Origin of the sequence: Streptomyces sp. NPDC006339, from assembly GCF_040612775.1 — a bacterium.
Taxonomy (GTDB): domain Bacteria; phylum Actinomycetota; class Actinomycetes; order Streptomycetales; family Streptomycetaceae; genus Streptomyces.
This window is the reverse complement of record NZ_JBEXQW010000017.1, coordinates 91,990-110,322: the sequence shown is the minus strand read 5'-3', so window position 1 is coordinate 110,322 and position 18,333 is coordinate 91,990. Positions and strand designations below refer to the sequence as shown.

Sequence of the window (18,333 nt, the reverse complement as noted above, 5' to 3'; positions counted from 1 at the left end):
CCGCTCTTCCTGCTCGTTCTGCACCACCCCGGCAGACAACGGCGTCGCCCCCACAAGGAGTCCCCCGTGGCCATCTCGGTCTTCGACCTGTTCTCGATCGGCATCGGTCCGTCGAGCTCCCACACGGTGGGCCCGATGCGCGCGGCCCGCATGTTCGCCCGCCGCCTGAAGAACGAGGGCCTGCTGGCCCACACCGCGTCGATACGGGCGGAGCTGTACGGCTCGCTGGGCGCCACCGGCCACGGCCACGGCACCCCGAAGGCGGTCCTGCTCGGCCTGGAGGGCCACTCGCCGCGCACGGTGAACGTGGAGACCGCCGACGACGAGTTCGAGCGGATCAAGCGGAGCGGCCGGATCAACCTGCTCGGCGCGCACGAGATCCCCTTCTCCTTCGACGACGACCTGATCCTGCACCGGCGCAAGGCGCTGCCGTACCACGCCAACGGCATGACCGTCTTCGCCTACGACGCCACGGGCGCGCTGATCCTGGAGAAGACGTACTACTCGGTCGGCGGCGGCTTCGTCGTGGACGACGACGCGGTCGCGGGCGAGAACCCGATCATCCCGGACGACACCGTCCTGACGTACCCCTTCCGCACCGGCGACGAGCTGCTCCGCCTCACCAAGGAGACCGGCCTGTCGATCTCCTCGCTGATGCTGGAGAACGAGAAGGCATGGCGCACCGAGACGGAGATCCGCGAGGGCCTGCTCGAGATCTGGCGGGTCATGCAGGCGTGCGTCTCGCGCGGCATGTCCCGCGAGGGCATCCTGCCGGGCGGCCTGAAGGTCCGCCGCCGCGCCGCGACCTCGGCCCGCAAGCTGCGCTCCGAGGGCGACCCGGCCGCGCACGCGATGGAGTGGATCACCCTCTACGCGATGGCCGTGAACGAGGAGAACGCGGCGGGCGGCCGTGTGGTCACCGCCCCGACGAACGGCGCGGCCGGCATCATCCCCGCCGTCCTGCACTACTACATGAACTTCGTGCCGGGCGCGGACGAGGACGGGGTGGTCCGCTTCCTGCTCGCCGCCGGCGCGATCGGCATGCTCTTCAAGGAGAACGCCTCGATCTCCGGCGCCGAGGTCGGCTGCCAGGGCGAGGTCGGCTCCGCCTGCTCCATGGCGGCGGGCGCGCTCGCCGAGGTCCTGGGCGGCTCCCCCGAGCAGGTGGAGAACGCGGCCGAGATCGGCATGGAGCACAACCTGGGCCTGACCTGCGACCCGGTCGGCGGCCTGGTCCAGATCCCGTGCATCGAGCGCAACGGCATGGCGGCGGTCAAGGCCGTCACGGCGGCGAAGATGTCGATGCGCGGCGACGGCAGCCACATGGTCTCCCTCGACAAGGTCATCAAGACCATGAAGGAGACGGGCGCGGACATGAGCGTGAAGTACAAGGAGACCGCGCGCGGCGGTCTCGCGGTGAACATCATCGAGTGCTGACACCCGGCACGGTCGGGGCGCCCGGGGCGGTGGGGGCGCCCTGGGCCGGCTGCGGTTCGTCCCGCAGCAGCGGGACCGGGCCGCGCGGGGCGAAGCCGCCGGGGAGGTCGAGCGGCTTCCCCCGGCGCTCGGTGATGATCTCGCCCTGCACGGCGAGGCTCGCGTCGACCGCGCAGTTCCCCGATTCGACCCGGGTCAGATGGGCGTCCCGCACCACGCAGACGAAGCCCGAGATCCAGAAGACCACGTCCAGGCCCACCTCCAGGGTCCCGATCCTGGCGCCGTCCACGTAGACGTCGACGGTCGGCCGGTGGGACGAGGTGACCCTGTGCGTGGCCAGCGCGACGACCTCCTCGCTGCCCGGCAGGTCGCGGGTGCGGCGGGCCGCCGAGCGCAGCGCCGTGTGGCCGCGCCAGCCGGCGGCGACCAGGTCGAGGGCGTCGAGCCCGAGGAAGTCGTCGACGACGGTGGCGAGCTCGTGCTCGACCGCCCGGTCGGCGGCGGGCGTGCGCCGGCGTACGGGGGCGAGCAGCGGCCCGGTCGTGCCGTGGGCGCGCAGCGGACCGTCGAGGTCCTCCCCCTCTCCGAGCAGGAACGAGCGGACGGTCGTCGGGGCCGGAGCGGTCGTGGTCATCGCCCCTCCTCCTGCTCCTCGATGGTCTGCCGGCCGGGATCCGGATGCGGATCGAGCCGGGTGGTGTGGCTGGGCGGCTCCCCCGGCGCCCGGTGCTCGGTCAGCACGCTGCGGCCGGCGGCGGGCCGCAGCGTCGCCCGTACGTGGGTGCGGACCCAGCGGGGGCCGCGGTAGGGCAGCCGCCCGAAGTAGGCGAGCGCCCCGAGGGCGAGCGCGAGGGCGATCCCGCCCGTGGACCCGACGACCAGGGCGACGGGCATGCCCGTACCGCTGCCGCCGCCACCCGTGGTGCCCCCGGTCTCCGTCCCGCCCGTACCGGTACCGCCCGTCTCCGTCCCCCCGGTCTCCGTCCCACCCGTACCGGTGCCGCCCGTCTCCGTCCCGCCGGTCTCGGTGCCGCCCGTCGTCGTCCCGCGCGTGGTCGCGGGGTCGGTGACCTCGTACGCCGCCTCGTCGTACCGCTCCGGGTCCTCGGCGCACTGCGCCCGTACGGTGTGGGCGCCGGGCTCGGCGTCGGCCGGGACCGTGATCTCGACCGCGTCGAAGCTGCGGTCCTCCCGGGTCTCGGCGGTGCCCAGCGGCGGCTCGTCGCCGTCCCACAGCAGGTCGACGGCCGGGCAGGCGAACCCGGTCCCGGCGGCCCGCACCGTCTCGCCCGGGGCGCTCTCGGCGAGGTCGAGGGTGAGCACCGGTTCGCCGTGGGCCGTGCCTTCGACAACCAGCGGGGCCTCCGCGAAGACGTCCGGGCCGACACAGACGGCGCGGACGGTGTAGGTGCCGGGGTCGGCGGCGTCGGGGACGGTCACCTGCTCGCTGAAGGTGCCGGTCTCCGCGCCGACGTCGATCCGGTAGTCGAGGACCCGCTGGTCCTCCACGTACAGCTCGACGTCGTCCGTGGAACACCGGCCGAACCCCGAGCCGTCGACGGTGAAGGACCCGCCCGGCCGCACCGTGCCCGGGTCGAGCGTGATGCCGGCGGTCTCGTCCGTGGTCCCACCGGTGTCGCCGTCGCCGTCACCCCCGACGCCGGTCACGGTGAAGACGGCCTGGCCGTAGAAGGTGTCGCCGCCGGTGTCGACGTGCGGCTTGCACAGCGCCGCGATCGTGTGCGGTCCGGGGGTGGCGTCCTGCGGGACCCTGATCTCGCCAGAGATCAGGGGAAGGTTCGCCGTGCCCGCCACCGCGTGCCCGCCGTCGAAGGTGATCGTCACCTTGCCGCAGCCGTCGAACCCGCTGCCGGTGACCACCACGTCCGTACCGGGCGGCCCCGACGCCGGGCTCAGCGAGATGGACGCGGCGGCGGCCCGCAGCAGCAGCGGGGCCAGAGGGGTCGGGACGACCGGTCCCACGCTGATCGCTGCGCTCAGAAGCACCGCCATCAGGAGTCGAGGCATCAGCCGCGCGGCAGTGAGCATGAGGGTCGGGGGTGGGTGGGATCACGTCCCATTCTCCTCCCCGCCTCCCGGCACCGCCCCTCGGGCCGGCTCCCTCAGGGCAGCAGCCAGTGCGGGTCCGGTACGACGGTGAGCAGCGCGGAGACGACCATGACGGCCGCCAGGACGCCCAGCTCGACCCGGGCGGGGGGCTGGGCGTCGCCGCCGGCCAGCATCCGGCGGCGGGCGGTCAGGGCGAGCAGCGCGGCCAGGCCGAAGAGGGCGAGCTTCACCAGCAGGACCCTGCCGTAGGCGGTGGTGAGGACGCCGTCGAGCGGGAGGCGGCGGAGGGTGGAGCAGGTGCCGGTGACGGCGAGGGCGGCGAAGACCCAGGCGGCCATCCTGGCGTACCGCAGGAGGACGTCCCGGCCGCCGCCGCGCAGCCACATGGTGCGCAGGACGTACAGCAGGGTGCCGAACCAGAGCGAGGCGGCCGTCAGGTGGACGACGGTGAGGGTGACGCCGACCGCCGGGCTGTACGCCTCGGGGTGGGCGCGCAGGGCCTCGGCCCCGATGGCGACGGCGAGCGGCCCGAGGGCGAGCGCGGGCCGGCGGCCGGCGGCGCACAGGGCGGCCAGGGCGAGGGCGTTGGCGGTGACGAGGAGCAGCCGGCCTTCGCGGAGCCCGTAGACGGTGGTCAGCTTGAGTCCGCTGATCACGGCGAGCAGGACGAGGAGGCCGGCGGAGGCGGCGCAGCCGACGGTGGCCGCGGGCAGTGACCAGCGGCGGGGCAGCGGGCCTTCGCGGGCGATCCGGACGCCCGCGATCTCGCCGATCTGGACGGCGAGGGCGGTGAGGACGAGGAGCCGCAGCAGGGTGATGCTGCCGGCGGCGGGGATCTCCAGTTCACCGGTGCCCGTCCGGGCGAGCGAGCCGCCGAGGAGGGCGACGGTGAGGACGGCGAGAACGGCGAGAACGGCCGCCGTCAGACGGATCGGGGTGCCGAGGGGACCGGGGAGCGTCACCTCATGAGCGTCACCGGGGTCCGGACGGGCGGCAACTCAACGGCGTACGCATGGTCGTACACCCGATGGTCCGGGGCCGCCCGCCCGGCCGTGGCTCAGGCCCTGCCGAGGTGGGCCCAGAACTCGTCCCAGGACAGGACGCCGTCGCCGTTGGCGTCGCGCTGCTTGATGAGCGCCTCGGCGACCGTCTCGGTCACGTTGAAGTCGCCCAACTGGGCCATGACGCTCTTGTACTCGGCGGCCGTGATGAAGCCGTCCCCGTCCACGTCGAACTTGTCGAATGCCGTACGTGCCGACTCGATGTCCGCCACTGTTTCCGCCCCTTCATGGTGCTTCGATGTCGGGGGTCAGATTAGCGGGCGCGGCCGTATCGGATGATGGGGGTATGAACAGCGAGGTCACCGAGGTGGCGGACATCCTGGCGGCGGCGGCACGCGGGGTGTTCCCGCCGCCGGACGGGTCGACGACGATTCTGCGGCAGCCGACCGCCCGGGACGCGGGGGTGCTGTCGTTCACGGCGCACTCGGTGGTCTTCCTGGACGAGGACCCGGAGTGGATACGGGCGGAGCTGGCGGCGGCGTCGACGGACCCGCTGGTGGCGAGCATGACCCCGCCGTTCCTGTCGGCGCTGACGGCCCGCACCGGCCGGTACGTGAACACGATCGACCTGCTGACCGTCGCCGACGCCCTCCCGGGCGACCCCGGGATCGGGCTGCGCGAGATCGACGACCCGGAGCACCCGCGGGTGGCGCGGGCGCTGAAGTACCGGGACGAGGTGCGGGTGTGGGCCGCGGACGGCGGCGTGCTGATCCTGGGCCGGGGCGTCGCGGGCCGCATGGAGGCGGCGATCGAGGTGGACGAGGACGTGCGCCACCGGGGCCTGGGCCGGGCCCTGGCGACGGCGGCGCGCCATCTGACCCCGGACCCGGTGGTGTGGGCCCAGCAGTCCCCCGGCAACGCCCGCAGCGTCCGCGTCTTCCAGGCGGCGGGCTACCGCCCGGTCGGCGCGGAGGCCCTGCTGGTGGCGCGCTAGGCAGCTCGGGAACCGGACGATTACCGGAACACACCCGTGTGGCCGAGGGAGTAGCGGCCCGGCTGGGGGTAGACGGCGAGGCCGTGGGGGCCGCCGCCGACGGGGATGCGGGCGAGTTGCCTGCCGGTGGTGGTGTCGATCGCGTAGACCTCGGAGTCGTAGCGGCCGGAGAGCCACAGCACCTTGCCGTCGGCGGAGACGCCGCCCATGTCGGGGGATCCGCCGTCCGGCAGCCACCACTTCTTGGTGAGCTTGTTCTGCTTGAAGTCGAAGACGGAGATGGAGCCCTCGCCGCGGTTGGGGACGTACATCTCCCGGGAGTCGCGGGAGACGTAGAGCCCGTGGCAGCCCTTGCCGGTGGGCAGCAGCTTGGGGGTGGTGAACTTCTCGCCGTCGAGGACCCACATGCCGTGGGCCATCATGTCGGCGATGTAGAAGGTCTTGCCGTCGGGCGAGATCTTCACGTCCTGCGGCATGGCGCCCGCGAGGGGGAGCTTCTGCTGGCCGATGACCTCCATCTTCTCGGTGTCGACCTTGAGGAGCTCGGCGGAGAACTCGCAGGAGACGATGAAGTAGCGCCCGTCGGCGGAGAAGTCGGCGTGGTTGACGCCGTAGCAGGAGACGGGGACGGTCTTCTTCCGTTCCATGGTGTGCGGGTCGCGGAAGACGAGTTCGCGGTCGAGCGAGGCCATGACGACGGCGTATTTGCCGTTCGGCGTGAAGTAGAGGTTGTACGGGTCGTGGACCTCGACCGGTTTGCCGGCGACGCCGGTGGCCGGGTCGATGGGGGTGAGCGTGTGGCCGCGGTTGTTGTTGACCCAGAGGGTCTTGAGGTCCCACGAGGGGACGACGTGCTGCGGCTGGATGCCGACGGGGATGGTCTCGATGACCTTGTAGGTGGCCGGGTCGATGACGGAGACGGTGTTGGAGTTGGTGTTGGGGACGTAGACCCGGGAGGGGAAGTTCCTGACGACCGGGGAGAGCTTGTTCGGCCGGTCGGCAGCGTAGACGTCGTTCGGGTCGAGCAGCGGCGGCATGCCGGGCAGCCCGTCGGGGGCCGCGGCGGGTTTCGGTACGGCGGGGACGGCGGCGGCCTTCTTGGCGCCGCCGCCGCTCTCGGCGGGGCCGGTGCCGGAGCAGCCGGCGAGGGCGAGCAGCAGGGCGGTGGCGGCGAGGACGCGCCGCGTACGGCGCGGGGCGGGGGTCGGCATCAGGTCAGCAACTCCGTGGTGGTCACCGCGGAGAGCCCGCGGCGGTCGAGGTCGGCGAGGAGGACGGGCAGCGCGGCGACCGTGTCGGCGTAGCCGAAGTGGAGGCTCACCACCGATCCGTTGCGGATCTCCCGGGTGATGTTGGCGACGACGGCCGCGGGGCCGGGCGAGGTGAAGTCGAGGGAGTCGACGTCGTACGAGAGGACGTGCGGGTATCCGGCGCGGCGGGCGGCCCGGCGGACGGTCTCGCCGGCGTGCCGGGTGCGGGAGGGCCGGAACCAGGTGCCGATGGAGCCGGTGAGGCGGCGCAGCCGCTGGGCGCATGCCTCGATCTCGGTGTGGGCGCGGTCCTCGGTCATGGCCGTGATGTCGAGGTGGTGCTGGGTGTGATTGCCGAGGTCGTGGCCGCCGTCGAGGACGCGTCGGGCGAGTCCGGGGTGGTGGTCGAGCCAGTCGCCGACGGCGAGGACGGTGACACGGGCACCGGCCCGCTCGGCCCGGTCGAGGATCGCGTGGGCGGTGGCGGGGTCGCCCTGCCCGTGGAAGGTGAGGGCGACGCGGGGCCGGTGCCGGGGGCCGGAGGTGATCTCGACGGGGCGGCCGGGGTAGTGGCGGGGGGCCGGGGCGGCGGGTGCGGGCGCGGGGCGCTGGGTGCGCGGGGCGGGGCGGTCCGTGCCGCAGGCGGTGGCGAGGGCTCCCGCGAGGGCGGCGGCCGTGCCGGCCCGGAGGGCTCCGCGGCGGTCGGTCGGCGTCACGGGCACCATTTAAAGGCCGTTACGCCCTGAAGGTGACGATTGGGCCGTTTCCGGGCGTTTGCGGGTCGCGGTCGGCCGTCCACCATGCGGACGGGGCGAGGAAACACCCGATGAACCCCATACTTATTCATCGTTTACAAGGTCGGTGCTCTAGGTCACCAACGATTCATCGGTAAACCGTCCGTTTATGTCCCGCTGTGTCCCGGTAAGGACTTTTGGCACCGAGGCCACCTGTCTGCCATAGTCGGGGACACGGCCCCCATTGACCCGGGTTCAGGTCGTCAGAGCGGCCGTGGATACCACCCCCTTGATCCACGGCGCACCACACGGAAGCCCCCAGGCGCCTCATCACGGCGGACGGGGGCTTTCGTGCGTCCGGGGCGCGCCAAGGCCCCGTGGGCGTCTAGAACGCCCAGCGCAGCAGTGCCGTCGCCACCACCGCGCCCGCCATCACCACCGGGAACGGGGCCCCGCACAGCCGCAGACCCAGCCCGGCCGCGACACCGCCGGCCACGGCGGGGTCGAGGCCCGACCAGCCCGGCCCCGCCAACTGGACCAGGACGAAGCCCGCGAGCAGCGCGGGGGCCGTCACGGCCAGGACGGACCGGACGCGGGGCGGCAGTTCGCGCCCGCCGACGACGGCGGGGCCGACCGCCTTGAAGACGAAACCGAGCAGGGCGACCGCGGCGATCAGGGCCCACGGCTGCGCCGCGTTCACCGCGCCGCCCCCGCACGGCTCCGGCCGGTCCGGCGCGTGCCCGCGAGCGCGGTGAGGACCGCCGCGCCCGCGCCCGCGACCAGGGCGACGCCGGCGGGCGCGACGGCGATCACCGTGCCCGCGACCACCGCGCCGGCACCCGCGGCGATCCGGCCCTCCCGCCCCCGCCTCAGCTCGTCGAGGAGCATCACGGCGAACAGCGCCGGGGTGAGGACGTCCAGGCCGAGCGCGCGCAGGAGTGTGGCGTCCGGGGCGAAGACCACGCCGACGGCCGTACCCGCCACCCAGGCCGGCCACTGGACGGCCGTCGCACCGAACAGCAGCGGCCGGTCGAAACGGCCGCCCCCGAGGTGGGCGGCAGCCCAGGAGCCGTCGACCACGGCCTGCCCCTCCAGCGCCCGGCGCAGCCGGCCGCCCCGCAGGTCGCCGGCGACGGCCACGCCCATCGGGATGTAGCGGACGTTGACCAGGGCGGCGGCGACCACGGCGGCCCAGCCGCCGCCTCCCGCGCCGAGGGTCGCGACCATCACGAACTGCGCGGAGCCGGAGAACACGAGGAGCGAGCAGACGACCGGGGCGACCGGCCCCCAGCCCTGGGCCCGGGCGAGCGCGCCGAAGCTGATGGCGAGGAGGAACGAGGCGGCCGCGAGGCCCGATCCGGCGCCGAGCCCGGCCCGGAAGCCGCCGGCGCTTCCGGGCACGCCGGTGTCCGTCGGCACGCCGCGGGCGCGCCGGAGTGAGGAGTCCATGCCGGGACTCTAACAAGTAAAACGCTCTTAGCTCGTTAGGCTTCGCTCGAAGCCCGTTAAGGTGGGCGTGTGACCGACGAGCGGAACCCCCTCACCACGACGACCGGTACGACGGAGGACATCGGGCCGTCGCACATCGCGGGCCACCCCGTCCTGGACTTCACGAACACCGTCGCCTGGCGCACCGACGAAAGCCGCCGCGCCGAGCGCGTGCCGGACGCCGCCGCCTGGGCCCGCTGGGCCGCCACGGCCGGCCTCGGCGCGGCCCCGCCCTCCGACGAGGACGAGGCGGTGCTGAACGGCCTGCGGGGCCTGCGCGAGGCGCTCGCCGCGGTGCTGGACGCCCTCGTCGACGGCACCACGCCGCCCGCCCCCGCCTGGGAGACGCTGCGCCGGGCCGCCCTCGCCGCGCGCGAGGCGGCCGCGCTGCCGCCCGCCTTTCCGCTGCGCCCGGTCCCCGCGTCGCTGCCCGACGCCCTCGCCCTGCTCGCCGAGGAGCTGCTGTCGGACGCCCGGGCACTGGCCCGCGTACGCCGCTGCGCGGGTCCGGGCTGCGGCTGGTTCTTCCTGGACCGCAGCCGCAACGGCGCCCGCCGGTGGTGCAGTTCGAGCGACTGCGGCAACCGCGACCGCGCCCGCCGCCACTACGCGCGGACCCGCCCGGCGGCACGGGAGACTCCGCGAGAGACCCTCCAGGCCGTGTCCGGAAGGTAGCGCCGTCTGCCCGAAGGGCAGGGCCTGCGGCGTCTGGTGCGTGCGATCGCAAGGCGGAGGGTCGCCCTCGTACTGGGCGTACTTGGGTGATCCCGACAACGCAGCGAGCGTGCGTGCGCATGGGGGCACCTCCCAGGCGAAGCCCTGGGGGGAGTCGCCGGCCAGGCGGGACTTTCCGGACACGGCCTAGCGGTCGCTGACCCGCATCTCGAACCAGGTGGTCTTGCCGCGCGGGGCCAGGTCGACGCCCCAGCGGTCGGAGAGCTTGTCGACCAGGAAGAGGCCCCGGCCGCTGGTGTCCAGCTCGTGCACCGGCATCAGGCAGGGCAGCCCGCGCGAGGGGTCGCGGACCTCGATCCGGATCCAGCCTCGGCGGCGCAGCATGCGCAGGGCGAAGACGCGGGCCCCGGTGTGCCGGACGGCGTTGCCGACGAGCTCGGAGACCAGCAGCACCGCGTGCTCGGCGATCTGCGGGGTGAGCGCCCACTGGCGCAGCACGACCCACTGGGTGAGCCGGCGGGCGACCGCGGCGGACTCGGGACGGGACGGCAGCCGGACGTCCTCCTCCGCCGGGTTCCCGTACAAGTGCAGCGCTTCCGCGGCCTGTTCGTCCTCGGCGGCCGGCACCCACCGTGCGGCGGTCGTCCCGCCGTGCTGCCGCGGTTGATCCATACCCTCCAGGCCCGCCATGCCCTCCATCATGGCCGCACGGAGCCGGACGCGGGGCCGTTCCGGGGGAATCGACCCCCCGGAATCGACAATTCCGCAGGACTGCCTCCGGCACATGCCAAGGTCAGCGGAAGCCTGTCCGAAGTGCGGGGAGATCAGACGAACTTGGCCTTCCCCGGGCCCTCCTCGACGAAGCTGCGCATCCCGCGCTCGCGGTCCTCGGTGGCGAACAGGCCCGCGAACCAGGTGCGCTCGATGGCGAGACCGGTGTCGATGTCCGTCTCCAGGCCCTGGTCGATCGCCTCCTTCGCCGCGCGCAGCGCGATCGCCGGGCCCTGGGCCAGCTTCGCGGCCCAGGCGTGCGCCTGCTCGTACACCTCGGCGGCCGGCACCACCCGGTCGACGAGACCGATCCGCAGGGCCTCGTCGGCCTTCACCATGCGGCCGGTGAAGATGAGGTCCTTGGCCTTGGAGGGGCCGACGAGCCGGGACAGGCGCTGGGTGCCGCCGGCGCCCGGGATGAGGCCGAGCAGGATCTCGGGCTGGCCCAGCTTGGCGTTGTCCGCGGCGATCCGGTAGTCGGCGCACAGCGCCAGCTCGCAGCCACCGCCCAGGGCGTAGCCGGTGACGGCCGCCACGACCGGCTTGGGGATGCGGGCGACCGCGGTGAAGGAGTCCTGCAGGGCGCGGGACCGCTTGACCATGGCGGCGTGGTCCATGACCTGCATCTCCTTGATGTCCGCGCCGGCCGCGAACACCTTCTCGCCGCCGTACAGGACCACGGCCCGCACGTCGTCGCGGTCCGTCGCCTCCTCGGCCAGCTCGCGCAGCCGGTCCTGGGTGGCGATGTCGAGGGCGTTCATCGGGGGGCGGTCGAGGCGGATGGTGCCGACGCCTTCGGCGACTTCGAGGTTCACAGTCATACGGGGCAGGTTAGCCGCCGTTAACGACAACGGACCCGGTGCTGTTGCTCACAGCACCGGGTCCGGTCAGGCGTCGAAAGGGGACGGACTACTTGATCCATTCCTCCCAGGACATGTTCCAGCCGTTGAGGCCGTTGTCCGGCTGGATCTGCTTGTCCTTGGAGTTCTTCACGATGATGACGTCACCGATGAGGGAGCGGTCGTAGAACCAGGCCGCCGGCGTGGAGCTGTCGCCCGCGCCCCGGGTGTCGCGCAGACCGACGCAGCCGTGGCTGACGTTGGCCGAGCCGAACGTCGAGGCGGAGGCCCAGTAGTTGCCGTGCACGAAGGTGCCCGAGGTGGACAGGCGCATCGCGTGCGGCACGTCCTTGATGTCGTACTCGCCGCCGAAGCCCACGGTGGCCCCGTTCATGCGGGTCACCTTGTACTTCTCGCTGATGACCATCTGGCCGTTGTACGTGGTCGTGGACGGCGCGCCCGCGGTGATCGGCAGGGTCTTGATGATCTTGCCGTCGCGCTCGACCTTCATCGTCTTGGCGCTCGCGTCGACCGTGGAGACCTGACGGCGGCCGATGGTGAAGGAGAAGGTCTTCTTCTGCTTGCCGTAGACGCCGGGGCGGCCCTCGACGCCGTCCAGGTTGAGCTTCACGGTCACCTTGGTGCCCGCGGCCCAGTACTCCTTGGGCCGGAAGTCCAGCCGGTCGTTGCCGAACCAGTGGCCCTCGATCTGCACGGCCGGCTCCGCCGTCACCGTGATGGCCTTCTCGACGGCCTCCGGGTCGGTGATGCCGCGGGTGAAGTTGATCGAGACCGGCATGCCGACGCCGACGGTCTGGCCGTTCTCCGGCGTGTAGTGGCCGATGAAGGTGTTCTTCGGGGTGAGCGTGGAGAAGGTGGTGTCCTTCGCCGACTCGCGCCCCGCGGCGTCCTTGGCGATGGCGTGCACCTTGTACTGGGTGCTCGCGGCCAGGTGACCCAGCGGCTCCCAGGTGCTGCCGTCGCCGGAGATCCTGCCCTCGACCTTGTTGCCCTCGGTGTCGGAGACCGTCACCGTGGACAGCTTCCCCTGCTGGGCCGTCACCTTCAGCGCCCCGCTGGTGGCGACCGCGTCGGCGCCGTCCTTCGGAGTGATCGTGACCACCGCCTGCGAGGCCGCGATCTCCTCCTTGCCGCCGCCGCCCGCGCCCTGACCGCCCTTGTCGCCGCCGGCGGCGTCACCGCCGCCGCACGCGGTCAGGACGAGGAGCAGCGCTCCCGTCGCCAGGGCCCCCAGGCGGGTGCGGCGCCGCCGTCCGGCGTTCCCTCCGGGTATCGGCTGCCCGTTCACTATGGTCTTCTCCCCTCGCACGACCCGGCATCGCCTGGGCCCCACCCCCGTGCGCATCCTCCCGCGCACACGGCGTTAGATAATCACACCGCCGGACACGAAAGTTCCACGCGAATGTCACCGTTCAGTCCCAGTTCGGGCGAGGTGCGGACCGGGTCCCGGGTCAGCGCAGCGCGGACCCCGCCTTCCAGGCGCCCCAGTCCATGTTCCAGCCGCCGAGGCCGTTGTCCGGGGCCACCCGCTTGTCGCGCGAGTTGACCACCTCCACCACGTCGCCGATGAGGGTCCGGTCGAAGAACCAGCCGGCCGGGGTGTCCGCGCCGCCGCCCTTCACGTCCCGCAGACCGACACAGCCGTGACTGACGTTCGCCGAGCCGAAGGTCGAGGCCGGGGCCCAGTAGTTGCCGTGCAGGAAGGTCCCCGACTCGGTCAGCCGCATCGCGTGCGGCACGTCCTTGATGTCGTACTCACCGCCGAAACCGACCGTCCGCCCGTCCATCCGCGTCACGTCGTACAGCTCCGTGACCACCATCTTCCCGTTGTACGTGGTGGTCTTCGGCGCCCCGGCCGTGATCGGCAGGGTGGTCAGCAGCTCGCCGTCCCGGCGGATCTCCATGGTGTGCTTCTCGGCGTCGACCAGCGAGACCTGGGAACGGCCCACCGTGAAGCCGACCTTCTTGCGCTGGATCCCGTACACGCCCGGCGCCCCCTCGACGTCGCGCAGGGCGAGGTCGACGGTGACCCGCGTGCCCGGCTGCCAGTACGCGGCGGGGCGGAAGTCGAGCCGCTCCTTGCCGAACCAGTGGCCGGCCACCTCCACCGGCGGGTCGGAGGTGATCCGGATGGCCCGCTCGACCTCGGCCCGGTTCTCGATCGGCCGGTTGAAGGAGAAGGAGACGATCATCCCGGTGCCGACCGTGGAACGGTTCTCCGGCTTGAAATAGCCGATGAAACGGTGCTCGGGCACCACGGTGGTGAAGGTGGTGTGCCGGGCCGAGCGGCGGCCGTGCCCGTCGAGCGCGACCGCGTCCACGCTGTACTTCGCGGCGAGCGCGAGCCGGGTGCCGGGCGCGGGCCGCCAGCGCAGCCCGTCCGGGGAGATCTCCCCCGCCACCCGGGTCCGCTGCGCGTCCTCCACCTGGACCACCGTCACCCGCTCCAGACGCCCGCTGTCGACCCTCACCTCCACCGGGCCGTCGGCGGCCACTCCCCGGCTGCCGTCCTCCGGGCTGACCCGGATGACGTCCCCCGGCGCCCGGGCCTTGCCGGGCAGGGTGATGTCGATCCCGGGCGGCCCGTCCCCGGTGCACGCCGCAAGCCCCGCGAGGCCCGCCATCACGCCGGCCACCACCAGGAAGGCCCTCGCCCGCTTCAGTACAAGAGTCACGCTCAGCCCAACGACGGCCACCCTCCAGGGGAAACGTGCCCGCGCGGCATGTTGGGAGCACGGCCGTGCGGGCAGAACAGGTGGAGGACCACGTGCGGGAAGCCGCGGCCGGGACGCCGCACCCTTCTGTCGTACGGGGAGAGCCGCGGGAGGCCGGGACGGTGTCGAGCGCAGCCGAGCAGCAGGCGGTAAGGGAACGGGCCGGTGCCCCGAAGGGGCCGGGCCCGGTGGTGTGGCCGGGGGCGCCGACGCCGCTCGGCGCGCGGTGCCGGGTCGGGCCGGACGGGGTCGCCGGGACCAACTTCGCGCTGTGGGCGGGCGGGGCCGAGGCCGTCGAGCTGTGCCTCTTCGAGGCCGACGGCACCGAGACCCGGCTCGCCCTGACCGAGCTCACCCACGAGATCTGGCACGGCTTCGTGCCCGGCGTCGGCCCGGGGCAGCGTTACGGCTACCGGGTGCACGGCCGCTGGGACCCGTGGACCGGCGCCCGCTGGAACCCGGCGAAGCTGCTGCTCGACCCGTACGCGCGGGCCGTCGACGGCGACTACGCCCGCCACGGACTGCCGCCCGAGGTGTACGGGCATGTCCGGGACTGGCCCCAGCAGCAGGTCGCCGACACCGTCCGCGACGAGCGGGACTCCGCCCCGTTCGTCCCCAAGGCGGTCGTCGTCCACGACGACGACGACTGGTCCGACGACCGCAGGCCGAAGACGCCCTGGCCCGACTCGGTCATCTACGAACTGCACGTCAAGGGCTTCACCGCGCTCCACCCGGGCGTTCCCGAGCACCTGCGCGGCACCTACGCGGGCCTCGCGCACCCGGCCGCGATCGAGCATCTCGTACGGCTCGGGGTGACGGCGGTCGAACTGCTGCCCGTGCACCAGTTCGCCCACGAGGACCATCTGCTGCGCCGGGGCCTCACCAACTACTGGGGCTACAACTCCATCGGCTACTTCGCCCCGCACGCCGCCTACTCCTCCTCCGGGACGGCCGGGCAGCAGGTCGGCGAGTTCAAGCGGATGGTGCGGGCCCTGCACGCGGCCGGCATCGAGGTCATCCTCGACGTCGTCTACAACCACACGGCCGAGGCCGGCGAGCTCGGCCCGACCCTGTCCCTCAAGGGCATCGACAACCGCGGCTACTACCGGCTCCAGTCCGACGCCCGGCGCTACGCCGACTACACCGGCTGCGGCAACACCCTGCACGTGGTGCAGCCCCAGGTGCTGCGGCTCATCACCGACTCCCTGCGCTACTGGGTGACCGAGATGGGCGTGGACGGCTTCCGCTTCGACCTGGCGGCGGCCCTCGCCCGCTCCTTCCACGACGTCGACATGCTCTCGCCGTTCCTCGCCGTCATCGCCCAGGACCCGGTGCTGCGCCGGGTCAAGCTGATCGCCGAGCCCTGGGACGTCGGCAACGGCGGCTACCAGGTGGGCGCCTTCCCGCCGCTGTGGACCGAGTGGAACGACCGCTACCGGGACGCCGTACGGGACTTCTGGCGCGGGGCGCTGCCCGACGTGCGGGAGATGGGCTACCGGCTGTCCGGCTCCAGCGACCTCTACGCCTGGGGCGGCCGCCGCCCGTACGCCTCCGTCAACTTCGTCACCGCCCACGACGGCTTCACCCTGCGCGACCTCGTCACCTACGAGCACAAGCACAACGAGGCCAACGGCGAGGGCAACCGGGACGGCACGAACGACAACCGCTCCTGGAACTGCGGGGCCGAGGGCGAGACCGACGACCCCGAGGTGAACGCGCTGCGGCTCCGGCAGGTGCGCAATCTGCTGACCACGCTGCTGCTGTCGACCGGGGTGCCGATGCTCGTCGCCGGCGACGAGATGGGCCGCACCCAGGGCGGCAACAACAACGCCTACTGCCAGGACAACGAGATCGGCTGGCTGGACTGGACGCTGCCCGAGGACCCGGGCCGCGCCCAGCTCCTCGCCCTCACCCGCCGCCTGCTCTCCCTGCGCCACCGGCACCCCGTGCTGCGCCGCCGCGCCTTCTTCTCGGGCCGGCCGCAGCGCGCGGACGGGCTGCGGGACCTGGCCTGGTTCACGGCGGAGGGCACCGAGATGACCGAGGGCGACTGGTACGCGCCCGCCGCGACCCTCGGCCTCTACCTGTCGGGCCGCGACATCCCGGGCCGTGACGACCGCGGCGAGCAGGTCACCGACGACAGCTTCCTCGCGGTGCTGCACGCCGACCACCGCCCGGTGGACTACCGCCTGCCGGGGCCGCCGTGGGCGGAGTCGTACGAACTGGTCCTCGACACCGCCCGGGAGGACCAGTCCCGCGCCCCGGGCACGGTGCACCGGGGCGGGGAGACGCTGACGGTGGCGGGGAGGTCGGTGGTGCTGCTGCGGGTGCGCGGGTGAGGGCCGGTCAGCGGCCGGAGGTGGTGCGGCCGAGGATGCCGCGCTCGTAGGCGACCGCGACGGCGGCGGCGCGGTCCTTGGCGCCCAGTTTGGCGTAGATGTGGGTCAGATGGGTCTTCACGGTGGCCTCGCTGATGAAGAGCTCGGCGGCGATCGCGCGGTTCGAGGTGCCCTTGGCGACGAGCTCGATGACCTCGCGCTCGCGCGCCGAGAGCGACTCGTCGACGGGTGCCACGGGGGTGCGGACCCGGGTGAGGAGCCGGCCGGCGACGGCCGGGGAGAGGACGGTGCGGCCCTCGGCGGCGGCGCGGACGGCGGCGAAGAGCTCCTCGCGGGGCGCGTCCTTGAGGAGGTAGCCGGTGGCGCCCGCCTCGATGGCGGGAAGCGTGTCGGTGTCCGTGTCGTACGTGGTGAGGACGAGGACCCGGGCGCGGGCGCCGCCGCGGGTGAGCGCGGCGATGGCGTCGACGCCGCCGCCCCCGGGCATCCGCAGGTCCATCAGGACGACGTCCGGGTCGAGGGCGCGGACGAGGGCGACGGCCCGGACGCCGTCGGCGGCCTCGCCGAGGACGCGGAAGCCGGGGTCGGCCTCGAACATGCCGCGCAGGCCGTCACGGACGACCGGGTGGTCGTCGACGATCACCAGAGTGATGGGCGCGGAGGGCGGGGCCGGGGTGGTCTCAGTCATGGCGGCCCAACGGTACGCGAGCGCCGATCGCGGTGCCATGCCCCGGTTCCGTCTCCAACGCCAGGGTGCCGGCGAGGCGTTCGGCGCGGGCCCGCATGCCGTCGAGGCCGAATCCGCCGTCGCGGTCGCGGGCGGGCACGGCGGCCGGGTCGAAGCCGCGGCCGTCGTCCCGTACGTCGAGGGTGATCTCGTCGCCCATGTACGAGAGGGTGACGCCGGCCCGGGAGGCACCGGAGTGGCGTTCGGCGTTGGCGAGGGCCTCCTGGGCGATCCGCAGCAGGGTGGCGGCGATCTCGTCGTGGAGCGGCAGTGCGGTGCCGGTGACGGTGAACCGGGCGGCGATGCCGGTGCGTTCGGACCAGGTGGCGACGGTCTTCGCCAGCGCCTCGGGCAGGGCGTCGTGCTCCAGGGCCACGGGGCTGAGGTTCTGCACGGAGCGGCGGGCCTCGCCGAGGCTCTGCCGGGCGAGGGCGGCGGCACGGCGCAGGTGCGTGTCGGCGACGGCGGGGTCGGAGGTGGCGGTGACGGCCTGGAGCTGGGCGATGACACCGGTCAGGCCCTGGGCGATGGTGTCGTGGATCTCGGCGGCGAGCCTGCGCCGCTCGTCGGCGACGCCCGCCTCGCGGGCCTGGACGAGGAGTTGGGTCTGCAGGGCGGCGTTCTCGGCGAGGGCCTGCTCCAGGCGGGCGTTGGCGCGGGCGAGGGCGGTGGCCTTCTCGGCCTCCTTCGTGCCGAGGTGCGAGAGGCCGATGGCGAGACCGGCGTTGAGGACGAACAGCGCGCCGAAGGCGACCCACTGGAGGGTGGAGCGGGGCGGCAGTCCGCCGGCCTGGGATCCGGCGAGGGTGAGGGCGACGGCGAGGAGTCCGGCGCGGGCGAGGACCGGCCGGGGCGGCAGCAGGTGGACGGCGTCGAAGTAGCCGACGCAGGCGAAGACGGCGAAGAAGGGGGTGAGCCACGTGAGGGCGAACGCGAGCGCGGTGCGGAGGAGGAAGTACGTGACGGAGGCGGGCCCCGGCGCGCCGGGGACGAGAGCCACGTGCCCGTCGGCGCGGTCCGGCTCGGTCCCGCCCGCGGACCGGGGCGGCCGGCTCCGCGGGGCACGGTTCTGGTGGGCGGTCCACCAGAGCTGGAGGGCCAGGACGGCCGCGCCGAGGACGGCGGCCAGGGTCTTGCGGGGGCCGTCCATCACCTCGTCCGCCGAGGCCACGGCGAGGACGGCGGCGACGGCGAAAAGCCCGTACGGCCCCCAGCGGAAGAACTGCCGCCAGCGTTCCTCGACCGTCGTCGTGCGCGCGGTCACCGTCCCCAC

Annotated in this window: 18 protein-coding genes; 4 read left to right on the top strand and 14 right to left on the bottom strand. The window is 73.4% G+C overall.

Annotation, left to right across the window (positions count from 1 at the left end):
- Window positions 1–66: 66 nt before the first annotated feature.
- Window positions 67–1,437: an L-serine ammonia-lyase gene (locus tag ABZ135_RS16260; protein ID WP_356696113.1), complete on the top strand. Its 1,371-nt coding sequence runs from the start codon at window positions 67–69 to the stop codon at window positions 1,435–1,437.
- Here the strand turns inward: ABZ135_RS16260 and ABZ135_RS16255 are convergent.
- The 4 genes from ABZ135_RS16255 to ABZ135_RS16240 form a co-directional block, all read right to left on the bottom strand.
- Complete coding sequence (locus tag ABZ135_RS16255; protein ID WP_356696111.1) at window positions 1,424–2,071, bottom strand: hypothetical protein; 648 nt, start codon at window positions 2,069–2,071, stop codon at window positions 1,424–1,426. The two genes, ABZ135_RS16260 and ABZ135_RS16255, sit on opposite strands and share 14 nt — an antisense overlap.
- Entirely contained in the window at window positions 2,068–3,450 is a 1,383-nt protein-coding gene (locus ABZ135_RS16250) for a hypothetical protein (RefSeq protein ID WP_356696109.1), read from the bottom strand. The genes ABZ135_RS16255 and ABZ135_RS16250 overlap by 4 nt, the downstream gene beginning before the upstream one ends.
- A 110-nt stretch (window positions 3,451–3,560) precedes the next feature.
- The gene (locus ABZ135_RS16245; protein WP_356696107.1) at window positions 3,561–4,469 is read right to left on the bottom strand and encodes a CopD family protein; all 909 of its coding nucleotides are present in this window, start codon (window positions 4,467–4,469) and stop codon (window positions 3,561–3,563) included.
- Window positions 4,470–4,564: 95 nt separating this feature from the next.
- The gene (locus ABZ135_RS16240) at window positions 4,565–4,780 is read right to left on the bottom strand and encodes an EF-hand domain-containing protein (protein WP_356696105.1); all 216 of its coding nucleotides are present in this window, start codon (window positions 4,778–4,780) and stop codon (window positions 4,565–4,567) included.
- Window positions 4,781–4,854: 74 nt separating this feature from the next.
- On the opposite strand from ABZ135_RS16240, the gene ABZ135_RS16235 reads away from it, so the two are divergent.
- Complete coding sequence (locus ABZ135_RS16235; protein ID WP_356696103.1) at window positions 4,855–5,502, top strand: GNAT family N-acetyltransferase; 648 nt, start codon at window positions 4,855–4,857, stop codon at window positions 5,500–5,502.
- A gap of 20 nt (window positions 5,503–5,522) precedes the next feature.
- Here the strand turns inward: ABZ135_RS16235 and ABZ135_RS16230 are convergent, their stop codons facing one another.
- From ABZ135_RS16230 to ABZ135_RS16215, 4 genes are all read right to left on the bottom strand, one after another.
- A complete protein-coding gene (locus tag ABZ135_RS16230) occupies window positions 5,523–6,713 on the bottom strand; it encodes a hypothetical protein (RefSeq protein WP_356696101.1) in 1,191 nt (396 codons plus the stop codon).
- On the bottom strand, window positions 6,713–7,477 hold the full coding sequence (locus tag ABZ135_RS16225) for a polysaccharide deacetylase family protein (protein ID WP_356696099.1): 765 nt from the start codon (window positions 7,475–7,477) through the stop codon (window positions 6,713–6,715). The genes ABZ135_RS16230 and ABZ135_RS16225 overlap by 1 nt, the downstream gene beginning before the upstream one ends.
- A 394-nt stretch (window positions 7,478–7,871) precedes the next feature.
- Complete coding sequence (locus ABZ135_RS16220) at window positions 7,872–8,186, bottom strand: AzlD domain-containing protein (protein ID WP_356696097.1); 315 nt, start codon at window positions 8,184–8,186, stop codon at window positions 7,872–7,874.
- Window positions 8,183–8,935, bottom strand: coding sequence for an AzlC family ABC transporter permease (locus ABZ135_RS16215; protein ID WP_356696095.1), 753 nt, complete (start codon window positions 8,933–8,935; stop codon window positions 8,183–8,185). Before ABZ135_RS16215 ends, ABZ135_RS16220 begins: the two co-directional genes overlap by 4 nt.
- A 69-nt stretch (window positions 8,936–9,004) precedes the next feature.
- Here ABZ135_RS16215 and ABZ135_RS16210 point away from each other — a divergent pair, with 69 nt between their 5' ends.
- Window positions 9,005–9,649 (top strand): CGNR zinc finger domain-containing protein, encoded by a 645-nt coding sequence (locus tag ABZ135_RS16210; RefSeq protein WP_356696093.1) that lies wholly within the window; start codon window positions 9,005–9,007, stop codon window positions 9,647–9,649.
- Between the two features lie 186 nt (window positions 9,650–9,835).
- Here ABZ135_RS16210 and ABZ135_RS16205 read toward each other — a convergent pair whose 3' ends face one another.
- The 4 genes from ABZ135_RS16205 to ABZ135_RS16190 all read right to left on the bottom strand — a co-directional run bounded on the left by ABZ135_RS16205 (window position 9,836) and on the right by ABZ135_RS16190 (window position 13,904).
- Window positions 9,836–10,339, bottom strand: coding sequence for an ATP-binding protein (locus ABZ135_RS16205; RefSeq protein WP_356696091.1), 504 nt, complete (start codon window positions 10,337–10,339; stop codon window positions 9,836–9,838).
- A 134-nt stretch (window positions 10,340–10,473) separates the two neighbouring features.
- A complete protein-coding gene (locus ABZ135_RS16200; RefSeq protein ID WP_356696089.1) occupies window positions 10,474–11,241 on the bottom strand; it encodes an enoyl-CoA hydratase-related protein in 768 nt (255 codons plus the stop codon).
- A gap of 88 nt (window positions 11,242–11,329) precedes the next feature.
- A complete protein-coding gene (locus ABZ135_RS16195) occupies window positions 11,330–12,568 on the bottom strand; it encodes an Ig-like domain-containing protein (protein ID WP_356696087.1) in 1,239 nt (412 codons plus the stop codon).
- Window positions 12,569–12,731: 163 nt separating this feature from the next.
- Window positions 12,732–13,904, bottom strand: a complete 1,173-nt coding sequence (locus ABZ135_RS16190) for an Ig-like domain-containing protein (protein ID WP_356696179.1) — start codon at window positions 13,902–13,904, stop codon at window positions 12,732–12,734.
- A gap of 212 nt (window positions 13,905–14,116) precedes the next feature.
- On the opposite strand from ABZ135_RS16190, the gene glgX reads away from it, so the two are divergent.
- On the top strand, window positions 14,117–16,333 hold the full coding sequence (gene glgX / locus ABZ135_RS16185; RefSeq protein ID WP_356696085.1) for a glycogen debranching protein GlgX: 2,217 nt from the start codon (window positions 14,117–14,119) through the stop codon (window positions 16,331–16,333).
- A gap of 7 nt (window positions 16,334–16,340) precedes the next feature.
- On the opposite strand, the gene ABZ135_RS16180 is transcribed toward glgX, so the two are convergent.
- Window positions 16,341–17,021 (bottom strand): response regulator transcription factor, encoded by a 681-nt coding sequence (locus ABZ135_RS16180; protein WP_356696083.1) that lies wholly within the window; start codon window positions 17,019–17,021, stop codon window positions 16,341–16,343.
- On the bottom strand, window positions 17,014–18,324 hold the full coding sequence (locus ABZ135_RS16175; RefSeq protein ID WP_356696081.1) for a sensor histidine kinase: 1,311 nt from the start codon (window positions 18,322–18,324) through the stop codon (window positions 17,014–17,016). The genes ABZ135_RS16180 and ABZ135_RS16175 overlap by 8 nt, the downstream gene beginning before the upstream one ends.
- Window positions 18,325–18,333 lie beyond the last annotated feature (9 nt).

Coding starts and splice junctions, on each gene's coding strand:
- ABZ135_RS16255 (WP_356696111.1), bottom strand. CDS start 2,071: ATGACCACGACCGCTCCGGCCCCGACGACCGTCCGCTCGTTCCTGCTC.
- ABZ135_RS16250 (WP_356696109.1), bottom strand. CDS start 3,450: ATGGCGGTGCTTCTGAGCGCAGCGATCAGCGTGGGACCGGTCGTCCCG.
- ABZ135_RS16235 (WP_356696103.1), top strand. CDS start 4,855: ATGAACAGCGAGGTCACCGAGGTGGCGGACATCCTGGCGGCGGCGGCA.
- ABZ135_RS16230 (WP_356696101.1), bottom strand. CDS start 6,713: ATGCCGACCCCCGCCCCGCGCCGTACGCGGCGCGTCCTCGCCGCCACC.
- ABZ135_RS16225 (WP_356696099.1), bottom strand. CDS start 7,477: ATGGTGCCCGTGACGCCGACCGACCGCCGCGGAGCCCTCCGGGCCGGC.
- ABZ135_RS16215 (WP_356696095.1), bottom strand. CDS start 8,935: ATGGACTCCTCACTCCGGCGCGCCCGCGGCGTGCCGACGGACACCGGC.
- ABZ135_RS16205 (WP_356696091.1), bottom strand. CDS start 10,339: ATGGCGGGCCTGGAGGGTATGGATCAACCGCGGCAGCACGGCGGGACG.
- ABZ135_RS16200 (WP_356696089.1), bottom strand. CDS start 11,241: ATGACTGTGAACCTCGAAGTCGCCGAAGGCGTCGGCACCATCCGCCTC.
- ABZ135_RS16190 (WP_356696179.1), bottom strand. CDS start 13,904: ATGGCGGGCCTCGCGGGGCTTGCGGCGTGCACCGGGGACGGGCCGCCC.
- ABZ135_RS16180 (WP_356696083.1), bottom strand. CDS start 17,021: ATGACTGAGACCACCCCGGCCCCGCCCTCCGCGCCCATCACTCTGGTG.